The organism is Nocardioides sp., from assembly GCF_050246775.1.
Taxonomy (GTDB): domain Bacteria; phylum Actinomycetota; class Actinomycetes; order Propionibacteriales; family Nocardioidaceae; genus Nocardioides.
This window is the reverse complement of record NZ_JBFWVK010000001.1, coordinates 1228315-1244851: the sequence shown is the minus strand read 5'-3', so window position 1 is coordinate 1244851 and position 16537 is coordinate 1228315. Positions and strand designations below refer to the sequence as shown.

At 69.8% G+C, this 16537-nt stretch carries 9 protein-coding genes; 7 read left to right on the top strand and 2 right to left on the bottom strand.

Features of this window, described 5'->3' with window-relative positions:
- Positions 1 to 37: 37 nt before the first annotated feature.
- Positions 38 to 994 carry a glycine betaine ABC transporter substrate-binding protein gene (locus AB7I40_RS05840; RefSeq protein ID WP_428344106.1) on the top strand — a complete coding sequence of 319 codons (957 nt, stop codon included), beginning with the start codon at positions 38 to 40 and terminating at the stop codon, positions 992 to 994.
- A 9-nt stretch (positions 995 to 1003) separates the two neighbouring features.
- Here AB7I40_RS05840 and AB7I40_RS05835 read toward each other — a convergent pair whose 3' ends face one another.
- Positions 1004 to 1861 (bottom strand): hypothetical protein, encoded by an 858-nt coding sequence (locus AB7I40_RS05835; protein WP_428344105.1) that lies wholly within the window; start codon positions 1859 to 1861, stop codon positions 1004 to 1006.
- A 101-nt stretch (positions 1862 to 1962) separates the two neighbouring features.
- Between AB7I40_RS05835 and AB7I40_RS05830 the strand changes: the two genes are divergently transcribed.
- From AB7I40_RS05830 to AB7I40_RS05805, 6 genes are all read left to right on the top strand, one after another.
- Positions 1963 to 5007: a CDP-glycerol glycerophosphotransferase family protein gene (locus AB7I40_RS05830; RefSeq protein ID WP_428344104.1), complete on the top strand. Its 3045-nt coding sequence runs from the start codon at positions 1963 to 1965 to the stop codon at positions 5005 to 5007.
- A gap of 5 nt (positions 5008 to 5012) precedes the next feature.
- The gene (locus tag AB7I40_RS05825; RefSeq protein WP_428344103.1) at positions 5013 to 7766 is read left to right on the top strand and encodes a glycosyltransferase; all 2754 of its coding nucleotides are present in this window, start codon (positions 5013 to 5015) and stop codon (positions 7764 to 7766) included.
- Positions 7763 to 11353 carry a bifunctional glycosyltransferase/CDP-glycerol:glycerophosphate glycerophosphotransferase gene (locus AB7I40_RS05820; RefSeq protein ID WP_428344102.1) on the top strand — a complete coding sequence of 1197 codons (3591 nt, stop codon included), beginning with the start codon at positions 7763 to 7765 and terminating at the stop codon, positions 11351 to 11353. Before AB7I40_RS05825 ends, AB7I40_RS05820 begins: the two co-directional genes overlap by 4 nt.
- Before the next feature lie 31 nt (positions 11354 to 11384).
- Positions 11385 to 12455 carry a sulfotransferase family protein gene (locus tag AB7I40_RS05815; RefSeq protein WP_428344101.1) on the top strand — a complete coding sequence of 357 codons (1071 nt, stop codon included), beginning with the start codon at positions 11385 to 11387 and terminating at the stop codon, positions 12453 to 12455.
- A 70-nt stretch (positions 12456 to 12525) separates the two neighbouring features.
- Positions 12526 to 13584, top strand: a complete 1059-nt coding sequence (locus tag AB7I40_RS05810; protein ID WP_428344100.1) for a sulfotransferase family protein — start codon at positions 12526 to 12528, stop codon at positions 13582 to 13584.
- A gap of 136 nt (positions 13585 to 13720) precedes the next feature.
- Positions 13721 to 15061: an HNH endonuclease gene (locus AB7I40_RS05805; protein ID WP_428344099.1), complete on the top strand. Its 1341-nt coding sequence runs from the start codon at positions 13721 to 13723 to the stop codon at positions 15059 to 15061.
- Here AB7I40_RS05805 and AB7I40_RS05800 read toward each other — a convergent pair.
- The gene (locus AB7I40_RS05800; RefSeq protein WP_428344098.1) at positions 15058 to 16506 is read right to left on the bottom strand and encodes an SDR family NAD(P)-dependent oxidoreductase; all 1449 of its coding nucleotides are present in this window, start codon (positions 16504 to 16506) and stop codon (positions 15058 to 15060) included. The two genes, AB7I40_RS05805 and AB7I40_RS05800, sit on opposite strands and share 4 nt — an antisense overlap.
- Between the last annotated feature and the right edge of the window lie 31 nt (positions 16507 to 16537).

Here is a 16537-nt window from a genome sequence, read left to right as displayed (position 1 = left end):
GACCACGGGGTCGCGGGACACAGAAGGTGACAATCAGATGCAGGTACGACGGATTCTCGCGACCTTGGTCGCAACCAGCGCGGTGCTTCTCGCAGCGGCATGTGCCGGTGACGACCTGCCCGAGGGTTCCTCGGGCTCGGACTCACCTTCGGCCGGCGCCGACAAGGGTGCGGTGAAGATCTCCGGCCAGAACTTCCCGGAGGCGACCCTGGTCGCCAGCATGTACGAACAGCTCCTGGACGACGCCGGGTACGACGCCAGCACCACGCTGGTCGACACCCGCGACGTCTACATGGCCGACGGCCAGTTCCCGACCGGCATCCAGATCGTGCCGGAGTACGTCGGTGGCATCGTCGACTTCCTCAACACGACTGTCAACGGCCAGGACGCCAAGGCGCTCACCACGAGCGACCCGGCTGCCTCCATCGATGCGGCCCAGTCGCTCCTCGACGACAAGGGGATCACGCTGCTGGACCCCTCGGAGGCGACCGACCAGAACGCCTTCTTCGTCACCAAGGACTTCTCCGAGGCCCAGTCGGTGACCAAGCTGTCGGACCTCGAAGGGGTCTCGGTCGTGCTCGCGGCCGCCCAGGACTGCACGGGCCGTGCGGACTGCGAGGCCGGTCTCAAGGATGTCTACGGCATCGACATCACCGAAGTGCTGCCGCTGGGCTACGCCTCCGCGGACACCTTCAAGTCGGTGCTCGACAACGAGTCCCAGCTCGGCCAGACAAGCACCACGGACGGCACGCTCGAGTCCCAGGGCCTGGTGCTGCTCGAGGACGACAAGGCGATCCAGCCGGCCCAGAACCTGGTGCCAGCCGTGTCGACCGAGTTCCTCGACGCCCACCCGGACGTTGCCGACACGCTCAACGCGTTGATGGCGGCGCTGACGACCGAGAAGCTCACCGAGCTCAACGCGTCCATCTCGGTGGACCGTGAGCAGCCCGAGGCCGTGGCCAAGAAGTTCCTGGAGGACGAGGGCCTGCTCTGATCTGGGCAGTCAGTCCGTGGAGGGCGCGTACCGCTGGCGTAGCACGTTGCGGCGGTTCGTGCCCTCCCGGTTCTCACCCTTCTGGATGATCACCAGGTTGTGGTAGCAGTGCACGGCCACCACGTGCAGGTCGGTGTAGGTGGGCTGGTAGGCCTCGTCGACGTACTCCTCGTAGTTGAGCCCGTCGATGAGGTCCTTGACCAGCGCCATCGTCGTGGTCGGGTCGTGCCGGTCCTCGCTGCCTCCGAACTCCGGCCAGTACGACGTCTGGGTGTCCTCGATGGCGTAGACGCCCCGCTCGGCGAGCAGCGGGAAGAGGATCCGGAAGGTCTCCCTGATGTGCTCGGGCCGGTGGCTGCCGTCATCGACGACCACCTCGAGACCACCGGCGTCGGCGACGATCTGGCGCAGGACCTCCTCGTCGACCTGGCTGCCCTGATAGGTCGTGATCCGGCGCTCGTCGACGAACGACTTGTCCTGGATGTCGAGGCCGATGATCTGCGCCTTGGGGAAGAAGTGCTTCCACATCCTCAGGGATGCGCCGCCCTTGCCCTGCTTGGCGTAGCCCCCGATGCCGATCTCGAGCATCGCGAACCGGGTGCCGCGCAGGTGGTGCAGGTGACGTTCGTAGTGGGGGGTGTAGCGGTGGATCCGGGCCTTGTCGGTCTTGAACTCCCGGGCGAGCTCGGTCAGGTCCATGGCCCGCAGGCGGTCTCGACGCTGCTGCGCGGCGGTGCGCGACCGCGGCGGCGGGGCCTGGTCGGCACCCCCCAGGCGGCCGCCCCAGGACCTCAGCTTCGACCAGGCGGACTCACCGACCACCGGTTTGATCGTGCGCACGGCCAGTGACCGAAATGCGTTCGACATGGCTACCCCGTCTCCATGCGGCCAAGGTCGACGACCCGAGTCCGCGACGTCGGAGAACTTATCAAATCCGGTGGCGTCGTCACCGCCGTTAGGCTGGTGGCATGTCCGGTCGATCCTCTGTGCGCCGGTCTGCCGGGCGACTGGCCTCCTGGTTGCCGCCACGGGCTCGCAGCGGGGTGTGGAGCGCGTTGGCGCCCCGGTTGACCGGCCGGGTCGGTAGGCGACTGGGCATCTCGGGGTCCGAGGCTGGGGTGGTGAGCTTCGTCCTGCTGGTCGAGGCCGCCGACGTTCCCCGGTTGCCCGACGCGCTGGCTTCGCTGCGCGGCCAGTGGTATGCCCTGTTCGAGGTGCTGGTGTGTCCGGTCGGCAGCGCGCACGTATCGCTGGACCCGGTGGGGGGCGACCCACGTTTCCGGGTGGTGGCGGCGCAACCGACGTGGCAGGAAGCCGCCCAGCATGCGGCCCGTCGAGCTCGTGGGGACTACCTGTGGTTCGTGCGCGGCTGCGACACCCTGACCGCGCACGCCGCGACAGACCTGGCCGGGGCGCTCGCGCGTTCGGGATCAGACCTGGCGACCGGGATCCTGCTCCAACAGGGGCAGCCCGAGTCGTGGCTCTCGCGTGCCCAGCTGGACGCGCACCGCGACCCGCAGCGGGGCCTGGCTGCCGCTGCGCGGCCGGGGCTGGCCGGCGACCTGGTGGTCGGGAACAAGCTGCTGCGGGCGGCGTTCTGGCGCACCTGCGCAGGGTTCGGAGAGCAGGACGACTGGCTGAACGCACCCGCCCTGGCCCTGGCCCTGCGTCGTGCCCGGGTCGACGTGCTCGACGTGCCGGTCGCCCGCCACGCCCATGAGCACGGACACCGGCCGTTCGGTGCCCTGCCCAGCCCGCTGCCCGAACTGCCTGGTTGGCGGCGCAGCTCGCAGGCCGTCGAGGAGGCGCTGGCCGGCTCGCCCCTGATCGAGGGATGGCACCGCCACGTCCTCGACGTGGCCCTGCCGCGCTTCCTCGCCGACACCGAGCGCGCCGACGACGAGCAGTGGCACGAACTGGTGGCCGCGTCGCGCCGTCTGCGCGACCAGCATCCCTCGGTCCTGGCCTCGGTGCGGGCGGAGTCCCGTGCACTGCTGTGGCTGGCCGCCCACGAGCGCCGTACCGAGCTCGTGTCGCTGTCCACCGAGCTCTTCGGACTGGCCGACGACCTCCCCACCCGACTGGTCGACGGCGAGCTGCTGGCCTGCTGGGCGTCGATGCCGCAGGACCTGCCGGTCGAGACGCGGCTCCTGACGGACGCCGAGTCCCCCTTGGAGGCCAAGGTCCAGCGGGTCTTCGCCGCCGCGGACGGCACGGTGGTGGCCGACGTCTTCGTGCGGGTTCGCCTGCTCGATCTCGCCGACCTGGACTTCACCATCGCAGCGGAGCTGCCGGACGGCACGGTGCTCGAGGTCGAGCCCCGCCCCGACGCGACGGCCGAGCGCTGGAGCCGGTCTCGGTTCCAGTCCGCGGCTCCCGGAGGCATCCGCCTGCGCCTGCCGGCGGGCTCCGAGCCACAGCTGCTGCGGCTGACCCTGTCCTCAGGTGGCTTCCACCGGGAGGGCTCCGTGCTGGTCGAACCCGCCGGGGACGAGCCGCGGCGTACGGCGCTGCCCACCGTGCACGCCGTGTCCGTCGTCGACGACGACCTCGTGCTCCGGTTCGGCTCCGTGGCACCCCCGGCCCGCCTGACCGGACCTGGCGGCATCGAGCGAGTGGGGACCCCGGCGGCCGCCGACCTGCGGTTCGACACCAACGCCGATCTCTTCGGCCGCGCTGTCGGCCTGCCGTCGGGGCGCTACCGGCTGGGTCACGAGGTCGCCGTGGCAGCGGAGCTGGCCGCGGCGCTGCCGCTCGAGATCGCCGGCCGCCGGCACCGCGTCCGGGTCCACCACGAGGATCAGCACCTGCTGTTCGATCTCGGGCCACCGCTCGCCGACGACGAGATCGGCCCCTACGCGCAGGAGCGGTTGCGCCGCGACTACGCCGCCGCCACCGGGCCCACGGACGCCGACGTGTGCTACTTCGAGACCTACGCCGGCCGTTCCGCGACCGACAGCCCCCTGGCGATCTTCGAGGAGCTGTCCAGTCGCAGACCTGAGCTCCGGATCCACTGGGGCGTGCTCGACCACGGCCAGTGGACCCCACCGGGTGCCCATCGCGTCATCCTGCGCTCGCGGGCCTGGTACGACGTCCTGGCGCGGGCGCGGCTGCTGGTGACCAACACCGAGCTGGAGGACTGGTACGTGCGCCGACCCGACCAGTTCGTCGTCCAGACGTTCCACGGCTACCCGTCGAAGGCGATGGGCGAGAGCCAGTGGCGCGCCCGCCAGCTGCCGCCGAGCCGGATCGCGGCCATGCGCGCGCGCAGCGTGGCGACGTGGGACCTGATCCTGACGCCGACCCCCGAGATGACCAGGCACTATCGCGAGCAGTACGGCTACACCGGAGCCGCGCACGAGCACGGCTACCCCCGCGACGATGCTCTGCGCGCACCGGGTGCCGGCACTCGCCGCGAGGAGACCAGGAGCCTTCTGGGCATCGAGGAGGGACAGACGGTCGTCCTCTACGCCCCGACGTGGCGCGACCACCTGGCCTCCCGCCCCCGAGCCGCAGCGATGGCGGACTTCCTCGACCTTCGGAGGGCGGCCTCGGCTCTCGGCCGTGACCACGTGCTGCTGGTGCGCGGCCACCGCTTCCACCAGGCCAGCTCGACCCAGGCACCGGACCCTGCCGCTGCCCGGGTCCTGGACGTGACCGGCCACCCGGAGATCAACGACCTCATCCTGGCCTCCGATGCGGCCGTGCTCGACTATTCGTCCCTGCGCTTCGACTATGCGCAGACCGGCAAGCCGATGGTCTTCCTGGTGCCCGACCTGGACAGCTACGCCGGCGGGGTCCGCGGGTTCCTCTATCCGTTCACCGACTCGGCCCCCGGTCCGCTGCTCACCACGACCGATGAGGTGGTGGCCGCCGTACGCGACCTGAACGCCCTGCGCCAGGAGTGGCAGGCCGAACTGGCCGCGTTCGATGCCACGTACAACCCCTGGCAGGACGGTCGGGCCGCGAGCCGGGCCGTCGACCTGCTCCTGTCCTCCACTCATCTAGGCTGACGCCCATGCCTGAACCCTCCCTCTCGGACAAGATCTCGGAGAAGGCGAAGCGCGCCCTGAACCGTGCCCGCCGCCCGATCGCCCCAGACGCGCCGCCCGCCGCCAAGCCGGGCCCCACGCCGACGATCGTGCAGGCTGCGCCGGCGCCGGTCCCCGACGACCCGCGCCGCGACATCCGCTTCGCGAAGTGGTACGGCCGGCTCACCCGGATCCTGCTCGACGCGAAACCGCCGTCGGTCGACGAGGCCAGCTCCGACGACGAGTTCGACCTGGACCTCGCTCGTGAGGCCGTCCTCGTCGCCGAGCGCGCCAAGGGCTACGCCGTCTTCGGTGACCTGGTGAGCAGCGGCGCCGACCGCGACCTGGCGGTGGCCTCGACGGTCCGCGCCCTGTGCGAGGCCAACCTGCGCCACGACGCCCGAGCCTTCGCCCTCGGCATGGCTGACCCGGCGGATCCCGAGAGTGCCCGTCTGGGGCTCGGTCAGGTCCTCTACTCGATGGCTGAGTACCACCCAGGTTGGGAGAGGATGCGCACGATCCCGGTCGTCGAGCTCGCCCGGCTCGCGCCGATCGAAGCGGTGACGTGCGCACTGGCCACCGGCACGCCGGAGTCCGTGGCGGCGGCCCTGGAGATCGGTGCCCTCAACTCGTCGTACGACGTGCACACGCTGGTGGAGCTCTCCGGACGGTTCCTGTCCACCGGACACCGTGACCTGGCCCTGGAGCTCTTCGTGAAGGCCGACGCCCAGGACCACAGCGACGTCCGCGCTCGGACCCTCGAGGCACTGGAGAACCTGAGGCAGTGGGCGGAGCCCAAGCCCACCCCGGTGCTCGAGCCGGGCACCATCTCGGTCGGGGTGATGGACTACCACCAGCCCGACGTGGACCGGGCCTCGCGCAATGTGGGTGACTACATCCAGACCCTCGCGATGCTCGGCAACCTGGCGCGCTTCCAGCAGACGCGGTTCCACGGAGACGACGGCCTCGGGGACCTCATGACCGACCTGCAGGCCAGGGTCAAGCCGGAACTGCGGGTCGACGGCGGTGCTGCGGACGTCCACCTGATGCCGGTGAGCCGCGACTTCAGCTCCGGGGACAATGTGCCCGACTCGACCTGGATGCTGGCCTTCGGGTGGCAGATGCACTCGACCTACCGGCTGGGTTTCGGGCTGCCCTACGACGAGCGCATCAACCCGATCTTCCTGTCCTTCCACATCAACCGGGTCGCGGTGCTGACTCCGGAGGCCATCGACTACCTCAAGGCGCGCGGCCCCATCGGCTGTCGGGACTGGACAACGGTGGACCTGCTCCTCAGCGCCGGGGTGGACGCCTTCTTCACCGGGTGTCTGACGACCACGGTGAACGCGGTCTTCGCGGACCTGGCCGACGTGGAACGCGACAAGCCGGGCGTGGTCGGCACCATCGATGTGCCCGAGTGGGTGGTCAAGCGGATCAAGAAGCCCACCGCGTCCATCAGCCACGGCGGTGCCGAATACCGCAGCGCGGACCTCGTCACCGGGGTGCGCTCCGCTGTCAGCCTGCTCGAGGACTACCAGAAGCGATTCACCCGGATCGTCACCAGCCGGTTGCATGCCTACCTCCCGGCCACGTCGCTGGGGTTGAAGGTCAAGTTCCGTCCGGCGACCCTGAGCGACGTCCGCTTCGAGGGACTGCTCGGCATGGAGCCCGAGAGCCCCGCCTTCGTGGCGATCCGCGACGGATTGCGCGGCCTGATAAACGAGACGTTCGCGCTGGTGTTCGCCGGTGCCGGACCGGACGAGGTCTACGCCCACTGGCGAGAGTTGTGTGCGCCCCTGGTGGCTGAGGCGCGGACTCGCTTCGAGGCGCCCTCGGTGCTGGAGCCGGCGCACTTCGACCTGCCGGCGGCTCTCGCCGAGATCGAGCGGTCGCAGCGGCGCTACGGTCCTCACGAGTCCATCGACGAGGCCCGGATCACCGATGTGGCGCTGAGCCTGGACCAGAACTTCAAGGGCCTGCTGCCGGTCACCGTCGAGTCGATCGTCACCAACGCGACCGGACCGGTCCGGCTGTGGGTGACCTCACGGGGCCTGGACGCCGACTACGAGGCGTGGTTCGCGCGGTCCTTCCCGGACCTGCCGGTGACCTTCTTCAGCTTCGACCACGTCTCCTACGGCGAGATCACGCGGATGATCTCGCACATCAGCGTGGCCTGCATGGACCGCCTACTGCTGCCCGAGGTGCTCACCCACCTCGACCGGGTCACCTACATCGACATCGACACCGTCACCCAGGGTGACGTGTGCGAGCTCGCGCGCACCGATCTCGAAGGCTTCCCGCTGGCCGCCCGCACGGGCATCCAGACGGCTGCGTTCCAGTGGAGGCTGGCCGGCAACCGGCTCGAGCCGGACGTCGCCACCGACCTGCGCCGCACGCTGTCAGCGGCGCACCCCTTCGACTTCACCATGTTCAACGCAGGTGTCCTCGTGCTCGACCTGGCCAGGATGCGCGAGGACCACTTCGTCGAGCGGTTCCTGCCGATGGCCGGCACCTACGGCCTCAACGACCAGGACATCCTCAATGCCTATGCCGGAGCCGGCCGCAAGGTGCTCCACCCGACCTGGAACGCCTTCCCCCTGCTCGAACAGATCGGGGACGGCGGGATCGTCCACTACGCCGGGGCCGGCAAGCCGTGGGATCGCCAGCTGGTGCCCTACGGAGAGCGCTGGCAGCGTCAGGCCGCCGCCTTCGCGGCCCGGACCGGCGGATCTGCTCAGTGACCAAAGGCGCTCACCTGCTGAACGACGTCCGGGGACGCTCTGCCGCCCTCGCCCGGAAGGCGGCGCGCAAGGCAGCCCGGTCCAAGGTCGGCCGGAGACTGCGGCCGCCCACGGTCAGCCTGATCGTGCCCTTCTACGGCGTCGAGGCCTACCTGGCCGAGTGCCTCGACAGCATCCTGGAGCAGACCTGGAGCGACTTCGAGGTGGTGCTGGTCGATGACGGCTCGAAGGACGGCTCCCGAGCGATCGCCGAGCGGTACGCCGCCCGCGACGCCCGGATCCGCCTCGTCACTCGCCCCAACGGAGGGCTGGGCGCAGCGCGCAACACCGGGGTCCGGGAGGCCCGCGGACGGTTCCTGACCTTCGTCGACTCCGACGACCTGCTGCCTCCCGGAGCTCTGCGCACGCTGGTGGAGAGCGCGCAGCGCACCGGTTCGGACATCGTGGTGGGTTCGGTCGAGCGCTTCGACAGTGGCAAGACCTGGTCGCCGACCTGGGTGGAGGCGGTCCACACGATCTCCCGCACCGGTATCGAGGTCGAGTCCTTCCTCCCGCTGCTGCGCAACCTCTACAGCTGGAACAAGCTGTTCCGCACCGACTTCTGGACCGCCCAGGACCTGTGGTTCCGCGAAGGCGTCGCCTACGAGGACCAGCCGATCATCAGTCAGCTCTACGCCCGCGCGAGGTCGATCGACGTACGCCCCGAGATCGTCTACCGCTACCGCGCGCGCGACGACCAGAGCTCGATCAGTCAGCAGACGGCCTCGCTCAAGGACCTGCGTGACCGCATCGAAGCCTGGCAGGTCAGCCGCGACGTGCTGCGCCGCGAGGCGTCCGAGCAGGTCTATCAAGGCTGGCTGGCCACCCTCTTCGAGGCCCACTTCCACTGGTACCTCACCAGCACGGGCACGGTCCAGGACACCTATTGGCGCGAGCTCGTCACCGCCGTCCAGGACTTCGCCGGTGACGCCGAGGACTGGGTGTGGCGATCAACCCCGCCTCCTCAGCGCGTGCTCGTCCGGCTCGCCCAGCTCGAGCGCCGCGCCGACGCCCAGGAGTTCGTACGGCGGGGCGCGTTCAAGATCGAGCAGTGGCCGGCCACCGTGCGCCCCGAGGGGGTCCGGCTGCACCTCCCGTTCGAGGACGACCCCGATCTCGATCCCGACCTGTTCCTCATCAGGCCGGAGCAGCTGCGCATCTCTCACGCCGTGGAGAACGTGCACTGGCTCGAGAAGTCCGGTGCGGCCGATCCTTCCTGCTGGATCTCGGGGTGGGCCTACCTGGGCAAGGTCGACCAGAGTGTGCACCCCTCTGCGGTCAGCGTGGTGCTGCGCGACGAGAGCAACGGGGTCGAGCACGTCTTCGCCTCCACCGCCCAGCCGCCAGCGGCGTTCCCGCCGCCACGCGACGACACCTGGTGTGACTACTCCCCGGGACGATTCGGGGTCGAGGTGCCGGTGGGTCAGCTGTTGGCAGCCTCGGACGGGGACGCCACCTGGTCGCTCTGGGTGCGCGTCGAGGCAGCCGGCTTCACGGTGACCCAGGCCGTGAGCCGCCTGCTGCGCAGCGGGTCGGCAGGGGTCATCCCGGCCATGCCGTTGCGTCAGGGCGGCCGGTTGGTCGCGGACTGGCAGTACCAGCAGCAACTGAGGCTGCGTCGCGACAACTCCGGCATCCGGGTCGAGCAGGCCGGTTTCCGCGAGGGCCGGGTGCTCGCCATCACCGGGGCGGGCGATGCCTCGGTCCCGCCCCAGATCACCGTCTCGGCACGTGGAGTGGGGGCGGTCGAGGGACGCCTGAGCCGCGAGGGCGGGGCTCCGACCTGGACCGTGCGGCTGCCTGCCGCGCCCTCGCTGCCACCGGGCGAGCCGCTGGTGTGGCATGTCGTCGCACGCGACGGAGAGGGCCGAGCGGTTCCCCTGGTGCCCGGTGTCGACTCCCGCGACTCGATGGTGGCCACCTCCGCCACCGGCGCCTTGGTGGTCGAGACGAACCGCAACGGGGAGCTCCAGGTCACTGAGTGGTCCCGGGGTGCGGTCGCCGACTCGGTCTCGGTGCAGCCGGACGGCTCGCTCAGCGTGACCGGGCGGCTCCTGGGCCCGCAGGCCGGCTCGGTGGCGCTGGCCACGCGCAACAAGCGCACACGCACCTTCGGCGATCCCGTTGCACCGGTGCAAGGGCACTTCGAGGCACGACTGGAGCTGAAGCAGGAGCTCTACCGCTTCGGGCGCCGGCCGCTGCCCAGCGGTGACCACGACCTGTCTGTGCTGCTCGGCGAGCCCGGCAGCCCGGACCCGGTGGAGATCCCACTGCGGGTCGGGGCGGCTCTCAGCGACCAGTTGCCGATCCAGATCTCGGGTGCCGAGCACGACGGTCGCGTGGTGCGTGGGCCGGGCAGTGGGGTGCGCGTCACCCTCCAGCGGCCGATCGGATCCGCCCGCGGCCAGTACCAGCAGAACCGGCTCAAGCTGGGAGTCGGACGCGAGCCAGGCCTGACCCGCGGTGTGCTGATGCGCTCGTACTTCGGCGAGCAGGCCACCGACAACGGGCTCTCGATCCAGCGGGAACTGCAGCGACGCGGCAGCGACCTCCCTGTCTACTGGGCCGTCCAGGACCGATCGATCCCGGTGCCCGAGGGTGGCATCCCGGTGGTCGTGAACAGTCGTGAGTGGTATTCCCTGCTCTCGTCGGTCACCTACTACATCGACAACATGTACCAACCCGAGTTCCACCAGAAGCCTGAGGGGCAGGTGCTGGTGCAGACGTTCCACGGCTACCCGTTCAAGCAGATGGGGCACCCGCACTGGCGCAACGTGCAGTTCTCGCAGGCCCGCATCGATGCGTACGACGCCCGGGCGGCTGCCTGGGACTACCTGGTCTCGCCGGCGCGCTATGCCACCCCGCTGCTCGTCCGCGACTTCGCCTACCCGGGGGAGGTGCTGGAGATCGGCTACCCACGCAACGACGTACTGCAGTCCGCGGAGGCGCCGGAGATCCGAGAGCTGACCCGGGCGTCGCTGGGGATCGGTCCCGATCAGACCGCGGTGCTCTACGCGCCGACCTTCCGCGACTACCTGGCCGAGGATGACAGCAAGGCGGCGATGGCCGACTTCTTCGACTTCGCTGAGGCCCACGCCCGGCTGGGCGACGACTTCGTCATCCTCGTGCGCGGCCACGCGTTCAACGCGCGCTCCAGGCACCGCGTCGGCCAGCAGCCCGGATGCATCGACGTCACCGACTATCCCGAGGTCTCCGACCTCTACCTGGCAGCCGACGCCGCGATCGTCGACTACTCGTCACTGCGCTTCGACTTCGGCGTCACCGGCAAGCCGATGGTGTTCCACGTCCCGGACCTCCAGCGCTACAAGGACACCCGGGGCTGGCTCTTCGACTTCGAGCTCACCGCACCCGGCCCGCTCGTGGCCACCACAGCCGAGGTCGCCGAGCAGTTGGCCGACCTGGACGCCGTACGTGCGCGGCACGCCGAGGCCTACGCGAGTTTCAAGGCCGACTACCTGGACCTCGAGGACGGCCACGCCGGTGAGCGGTTCGTGGATGCTGTCTTCGTGCCGCGCGGTGACGCGTGAGCACCCGCCTGACTGGAACAGGAGTTCGATCGTGAACCTGCTCGTGCTGATCACCGGCACCGGACGCAGCGGCACCAGCACCATGTCCGGCACGCTGCACCACCTCGGGCTGTCCGTGCCAGGGCCGCACCTGGGCGCGAATGCCTCCAACCCCAAGGGCTTCTTCGAGTCCTCGTGGGCGGTGGCCTTCCACAAACGGATCACCGCCGCTGCTCGGATCAACGACTTCGACAGTCGCCCGGGCGCCTTCGCACGCACCCAGGCCGTGCTGACGCCCCAGTTGCGGGAGGAGTTGACCACTTTCCTGGCCGAGAAGTCGGCCGGTCATCCGCAGGTGGTCGTGAAGGACCCACGTTCGGTGTGGGCGCAGACCCTGTGGCGCGAGGCGGCGGCCGACGCCGGCCTCGAGATCCGCTACATCTCGATGCTCCGGCACCCTGCCGAGGTCGTCGGGAGTCGTGCGACGTACTACGCGAAGCAGGCGGAGGAGGACCAGCGCCACACCTACGAGACCTTCAACGTGGCTCGCTGGGTGAACAGCTCGGTGCTCAGCGAGCGCGAGACGCGCGGTCAGGTGCGTGCGTTCGTGCGCTACACCGACCTGCTGGAGGACTGGAGGCCCGTGCTGGCCCGACTGGGCTCGGAGCTCGGCCTCAGCTACGACAGTGACCTGGCCGAAGGAGTGCCGAGCCCCGTCGACGAGTTCATCGACCCGGGGTTGCGGCGCCACCAGGTGACGTGGGACGACCTGGACGTCCCCGCTGACCTGCAGGACGTCGCCCAGAGGGTGTGGGACGACGTGTCCGTCCTCGGCGACTCGGCGGGAGTCGATCCGTCCGCCTCGGCCGACCTAGACCTCCAGGCGGAGCGCTACGCCCGGATCTTCGCCGACGCCACCGCCGTCAGTCACGACGCCATCGAGGAGGCGAAGGACGAGGCGCGCCGGGCCGGCGCCAAGGCGGCGCGCAAGAAGCCGTCTGCCCCGGCCCCCGCCCCGGCCCTGGAGGACCGCCCGTTGCGCGACGTGGGCGGACGCGACCTGCTGCGTACGGCGGTCGGTCGCCTGACGGGGCGCATTTCTGGACGTATCCGAGGCCGCTGATAGCCTCGTGCCCCCGGCCGGTGCCGGTTCGAGAGAGTGACCAGATCGGCGATGGCGAAGGATGAAGACGGTGGCAGAACCTGAGCCGAGCGCACCCACTGACAGGGCCGAGCCTTCGCTGGTCTTCGTGCTTGGACCCGGACGCAGCGGGACGAGCACCATGGCCGGAGCCCTTGCGTTCAGTGGCTACACCGTCCCGCAGGCGATCAAGGGCAACAAGACCAATCCCCTCGGTTTCTTCGAGCCCCGCTGGGTGGTCAACTTCCACCGCAGGTTCCTGAACAAGGCGGGGGTGTCCACGCTCGACACGGACCCCGCCGCCCTTGCCCTCCTCGAGCGCGCCGTGGCTCCCCCCGAGGTGCGCAGCGAGCTCCTCGACTGGTTGCGGGCGCGCCTCGCATCGGATCAGCGGCTGGTGATCAAGGACCCTCGCATGGTCTGGTTCAAGAGCCTCTGGCTCGACGTCGCCCGCGAGCTGGGCATCGAGCCTCGGTTCGTCATCATGCTGCGTCACCCTGCGGAGGTCTCGTCGAGTCGCAGCACCTACTACGAGGCCCGCGAAGTGCCCGCCGTCGCCGGCTGGATCAACGTGGCGCTCCTCACCGAGCGGCTGACTCGCGGCACCCCTCGAGCGCTGGTGCACTATTCCAGCCTGACCTCGCAGTGGCGACCGGAACTGGTCCGGATGCGCGACACCATCGACCTCGCCCTGGACCCTGGCCCGGAGGTGTCGCCGCACCCGGTGGACGACTTCATCGACCCGAGTCTGCGGCGGATGACTCCCTCCTGGGACAACGTCGCGGCGCCCGCTCACCTCCAGGAGTTGGCCGAGCGCACGTTCGTCGCCCTCAGTCGACTGGCCGACGAGGGCGAGTCCGACGAGGTGCACGTGGCTCTGGATGGCATAGCCGCGGAGTACGCCACCGTGTACTCGGACGCTGTCGACCTCGTCGGAGCGGCGCTGCGACGGGCCCGAGCCGACGCGCGCCGCAAGGCTCTGCGCCAGGCAGCGGCCAAGGCACGGGAGCAGGCGGCCACCGCCACCGCCCCCCCGCGCAGCCCGGGTGCCACCCTGACGGACCTGGGACGTCGGGTCGCTCGCAAGGCGAAGGCTCTGACCGCCCGCTGAGGGCGCCGTGGCAGTAGGCGTCACCGCGCTGTTGCGCAGACGGCTGCCGTGCGTCATCAACGTTCGGATGGGGTTCTCCACAGCTGGTTGAGTTCGTGATTGACGACGTTATGGAACTATTCCTAGACTCGAACGCATGTTCGAACAGTCCGGTGACCCGTCCTCCAGTTTCCCTGTGAGTGCTGCTGGGCTGCGTGGGTGGGCGGCTGCGTTGGTCGGTGTGGATCGGGCTGTGGACGATGGGGAGCGCGTCGAGCAGTTGGCTGCGTTGGAGGAGTTGAAGGCGGCCGCGTGTGCGGCGCAGGCCAGGGTGGCGGTGGACTTCGCGCGGTCGCAGGAGGCTGTGATGCGAGCCAGCGGAGTCCCGGCGGCGAGGGCCGGGGCCACGGTTGGGGTCGGGGTGGGGGCTCAGGTCGCTCTGGCGCGTCGGGAGTCGCCGCACCGTGGTGGTCGGTTGTTGGGGCTGGCCCGGGTGTTGGTCGCGGAGATGCCGTGCACCCTGCGGGCCTTGGAGACCGGGTTGGTCAACGAGTGGCGGGCCACCGTGATCGTGCGGGAGACCGCGTGCGTGACCGGGGAGGACCGGGCAGCGATCGATGCCGAGCTGTGGGCCGATTCCACTGTGGTGTCCGCGCTGGGGGACCGGGCCCTGGCCGCTACGGTCAAGAGGCTGGCCCACCGCTGTGACCCGCGCGCGGTGCTGGCGCGGGCCGCGCAGGCCGAGACCGAGCGGTGCGTGAGTCTGCGCCCGGCCCCGGACACCATGACCTACCTGACCGCGCTGCTGCCGATGGCCCAAGGAGTCGCCGCCTACGCGGCCCTGACCCAGGCCGCCGACACTGCCCGCTCGGATGGCGATGTCCGGGGTCGGGGGCAGGTGATGGCCGACACCCTGGTGCAGCACCTCACCGGGCAGACCCGGGCCAGCGACGTGGGTGTGCGGGTGAACCTGGTGATGAGCGACACCACCCTGCTCGGCGACTGCACCGACCCAGCCACCACTGACCCGGCCGCGGATGAGCCGGCGCTGATCAGCGGGCACGGCCCGATCCCGGCCACTGTGGCCCGCCGACTCGTCGCGACCGCATCAGGGTCCCAGCGGGCGTGGGTACGGCGCCTCTACCAACACCACGGGCGGCTGATCGCGATGGAATCACGCGCCCGACGCTTCCCGGAGGCGATGGGCGACTTCCTCGACCTACGCGACCAGCAATGCCGCACCCCGTGGTGTGACGCCCCGATCCGCCACCACGACCACATCACCGCCCACACCACCGGCGGGCCCACCGCCGTGACCAACGGCCAAGGCCTGTGCGAGGCCTGCAACCACACCAAACAAACCCCAGGCTGGCAAGCCAGACCCGGCCCTCACGGCCAGGTCATCACCACCACCCCCACCAGACACCACTACACCTCACCCGAACCACCACCACCCGGACGACCACCACCCAGACAAGCCCGCAGGAAAGCCGCCTAGCTGCTCTGCTCCGGGTCGAGGGCTCCCGCGAACGGGTCGTCCTTGCGGATGTCGATCACATGCCCGGTCTGGCGTGACAGGAGCACGTCCAGCGAGCTTCGGGCAACGATCTCGGACTCGAGGAGTGAGCCGACCGGTTCCTCACCGAATGCCTTGGTGCGCATCGGTGTGCCGGTGCGCTCGGGGTTGACGCAGTTGACGCGCACCCCGTCCGCCGCCCATTCGTCCGCGAGCGCCTGGGTCAGGTTGACGACCGCTGCCTTCGCCGAGGAGTAGAGGCTGTAGCCGGCGCGGCCGCGGGTGTAGGAGCTCGACGTGAAGAGCAGTAGCGACCCCTGGGTCTGCTGCAGGTGTGGGTAGAACTCCTGGGCGATGAACACCGGCGCCAGGTAGTTGATCTCCGTGGCGGCGTAGATGGTCTCCTCCGAGGTCTCCAGCAGGGTGCCACGGGGCAGTACGCCGGCCGTGTTCACGACCAGGTCGATCCGTCCGGTCTTGGCCAGCACCTCGCTGGCCGCGGCGGCGATGTCGGCACGTCGTTCGACGTGCGTGTTGGTCGAGGAGCGGCTGAAGGTGAAGACGGTGGCCCCGAGTCGTTCGGCGAGCGCCGCGATGTCGGCGCCGATGCCGTAGCTGCCTCCGAAGACCACCATCGTCTTGCCGGCGAGTGCCGCGGCGTACTCCTCGTCGGTGCCCGCGTCGGGGAGATCGTTGGTGGTCAGCTGGAAGAGCTTGTCGGCCAGGTAGACGTCGATGGGCTCGGTGACCTTCATGTTGCGCTCGTCGCCGCGCACCACGTGGATCGGGACGTGGGGCAGGTAGCGCAGTACGACGGTGCAGTCGTCGGTGGCCACGAAGTCCGGATCCTGACCGGCGTTGACGTAGGCCTGCTTGATCACCGAGGCCGTGAACGCCTGCGGCGTCTGGCCGCGTCGCAGCGAGGCGCGGGGCGGGATGTCGCGGATGGTGTCGTCGTCGTTGACCTCGATGATCGTGTCCGCCGACGGGATGGCCACGTCCACCGCCTGGTGCGTCGTCAACGCGTCGAAGCACTCCTGGATGATGCGGTCGCTGACCAGGGGGCGAACGGCCTCGTGGAAGAGCACGTTGCACTCGTCGGGCCCGAGCGCCTCCAGGGCGCGCTGGGTGGTGCCGTTGCGAGTCTCGGCACCTTCCAGGATCTGGGTGACCTTGCTGTAGCCGCCGGTCCTGGTGATCGCCCGGACGGCATCGAGATGTCCCGGTGCCATGAGCACGATGATCTCGTCGACCGCCGCATGGGCGTTGAGCACGCCGAGGGTGTGCTCCAGGATGGTCTTGCCGGCGATCTTGATCAGTTGCTTGGGGATGCTGAGTCCCACGCGGGTCCCCACGCCTCCGGCGAGCAGCACGGCGACGTTGCGCAAGGCGGGCGGAGGAGTGCTCGACTCAGGGCTGGATTCCATGCACGTACTCTCTCATCCACTCCGGGTGCCC

Coding starts and splice junctions, on each gene's coding strand:
- AB7I40_RS05840 (WP_428344106.1), top strand. CDS start 38: ATGCAGGTACGACGGATTCTCGCGACCTTGGTCGCAACCAGCGCGGTG.
- AB7I40_RS05835 (WP_428344105.1), bottom strand. CDS start 1,861: ATGTCGAACGCATTTCGGTCACTGGCCGTGCGCACGATCAAACCGGTG.
- AB7I40_RS05830 (WP_428344104.1), top strand. CDS start 1,963: ATGTCCGGTCGATCCTCTGTGCGCCGGTCTGCCGGGCGACTGGCCTCC.
- AB7I40_RS05825 (WP_428344103.1), top strand. CDS start 5,013: ATGCCTGAACCCTCCCTCTCGGACAAGATCTCGGAGAAGGCGAAGCGC.
- AB7I40_RS05805 (WP_428344099.1), top strand. CDS start 13,721: ATGTTCGAACAGTCCGGTGACCCGTCCTCCAGTTTCCCTGTGAGTGCT.
- AB7I40_RS05800 (WP_428344098.1), bottom strand. CDS start 16,506: ATGGAATCCAGCCCTGAGTCGAGCACTCCTCCGCCCGCCTTGCGCAAC.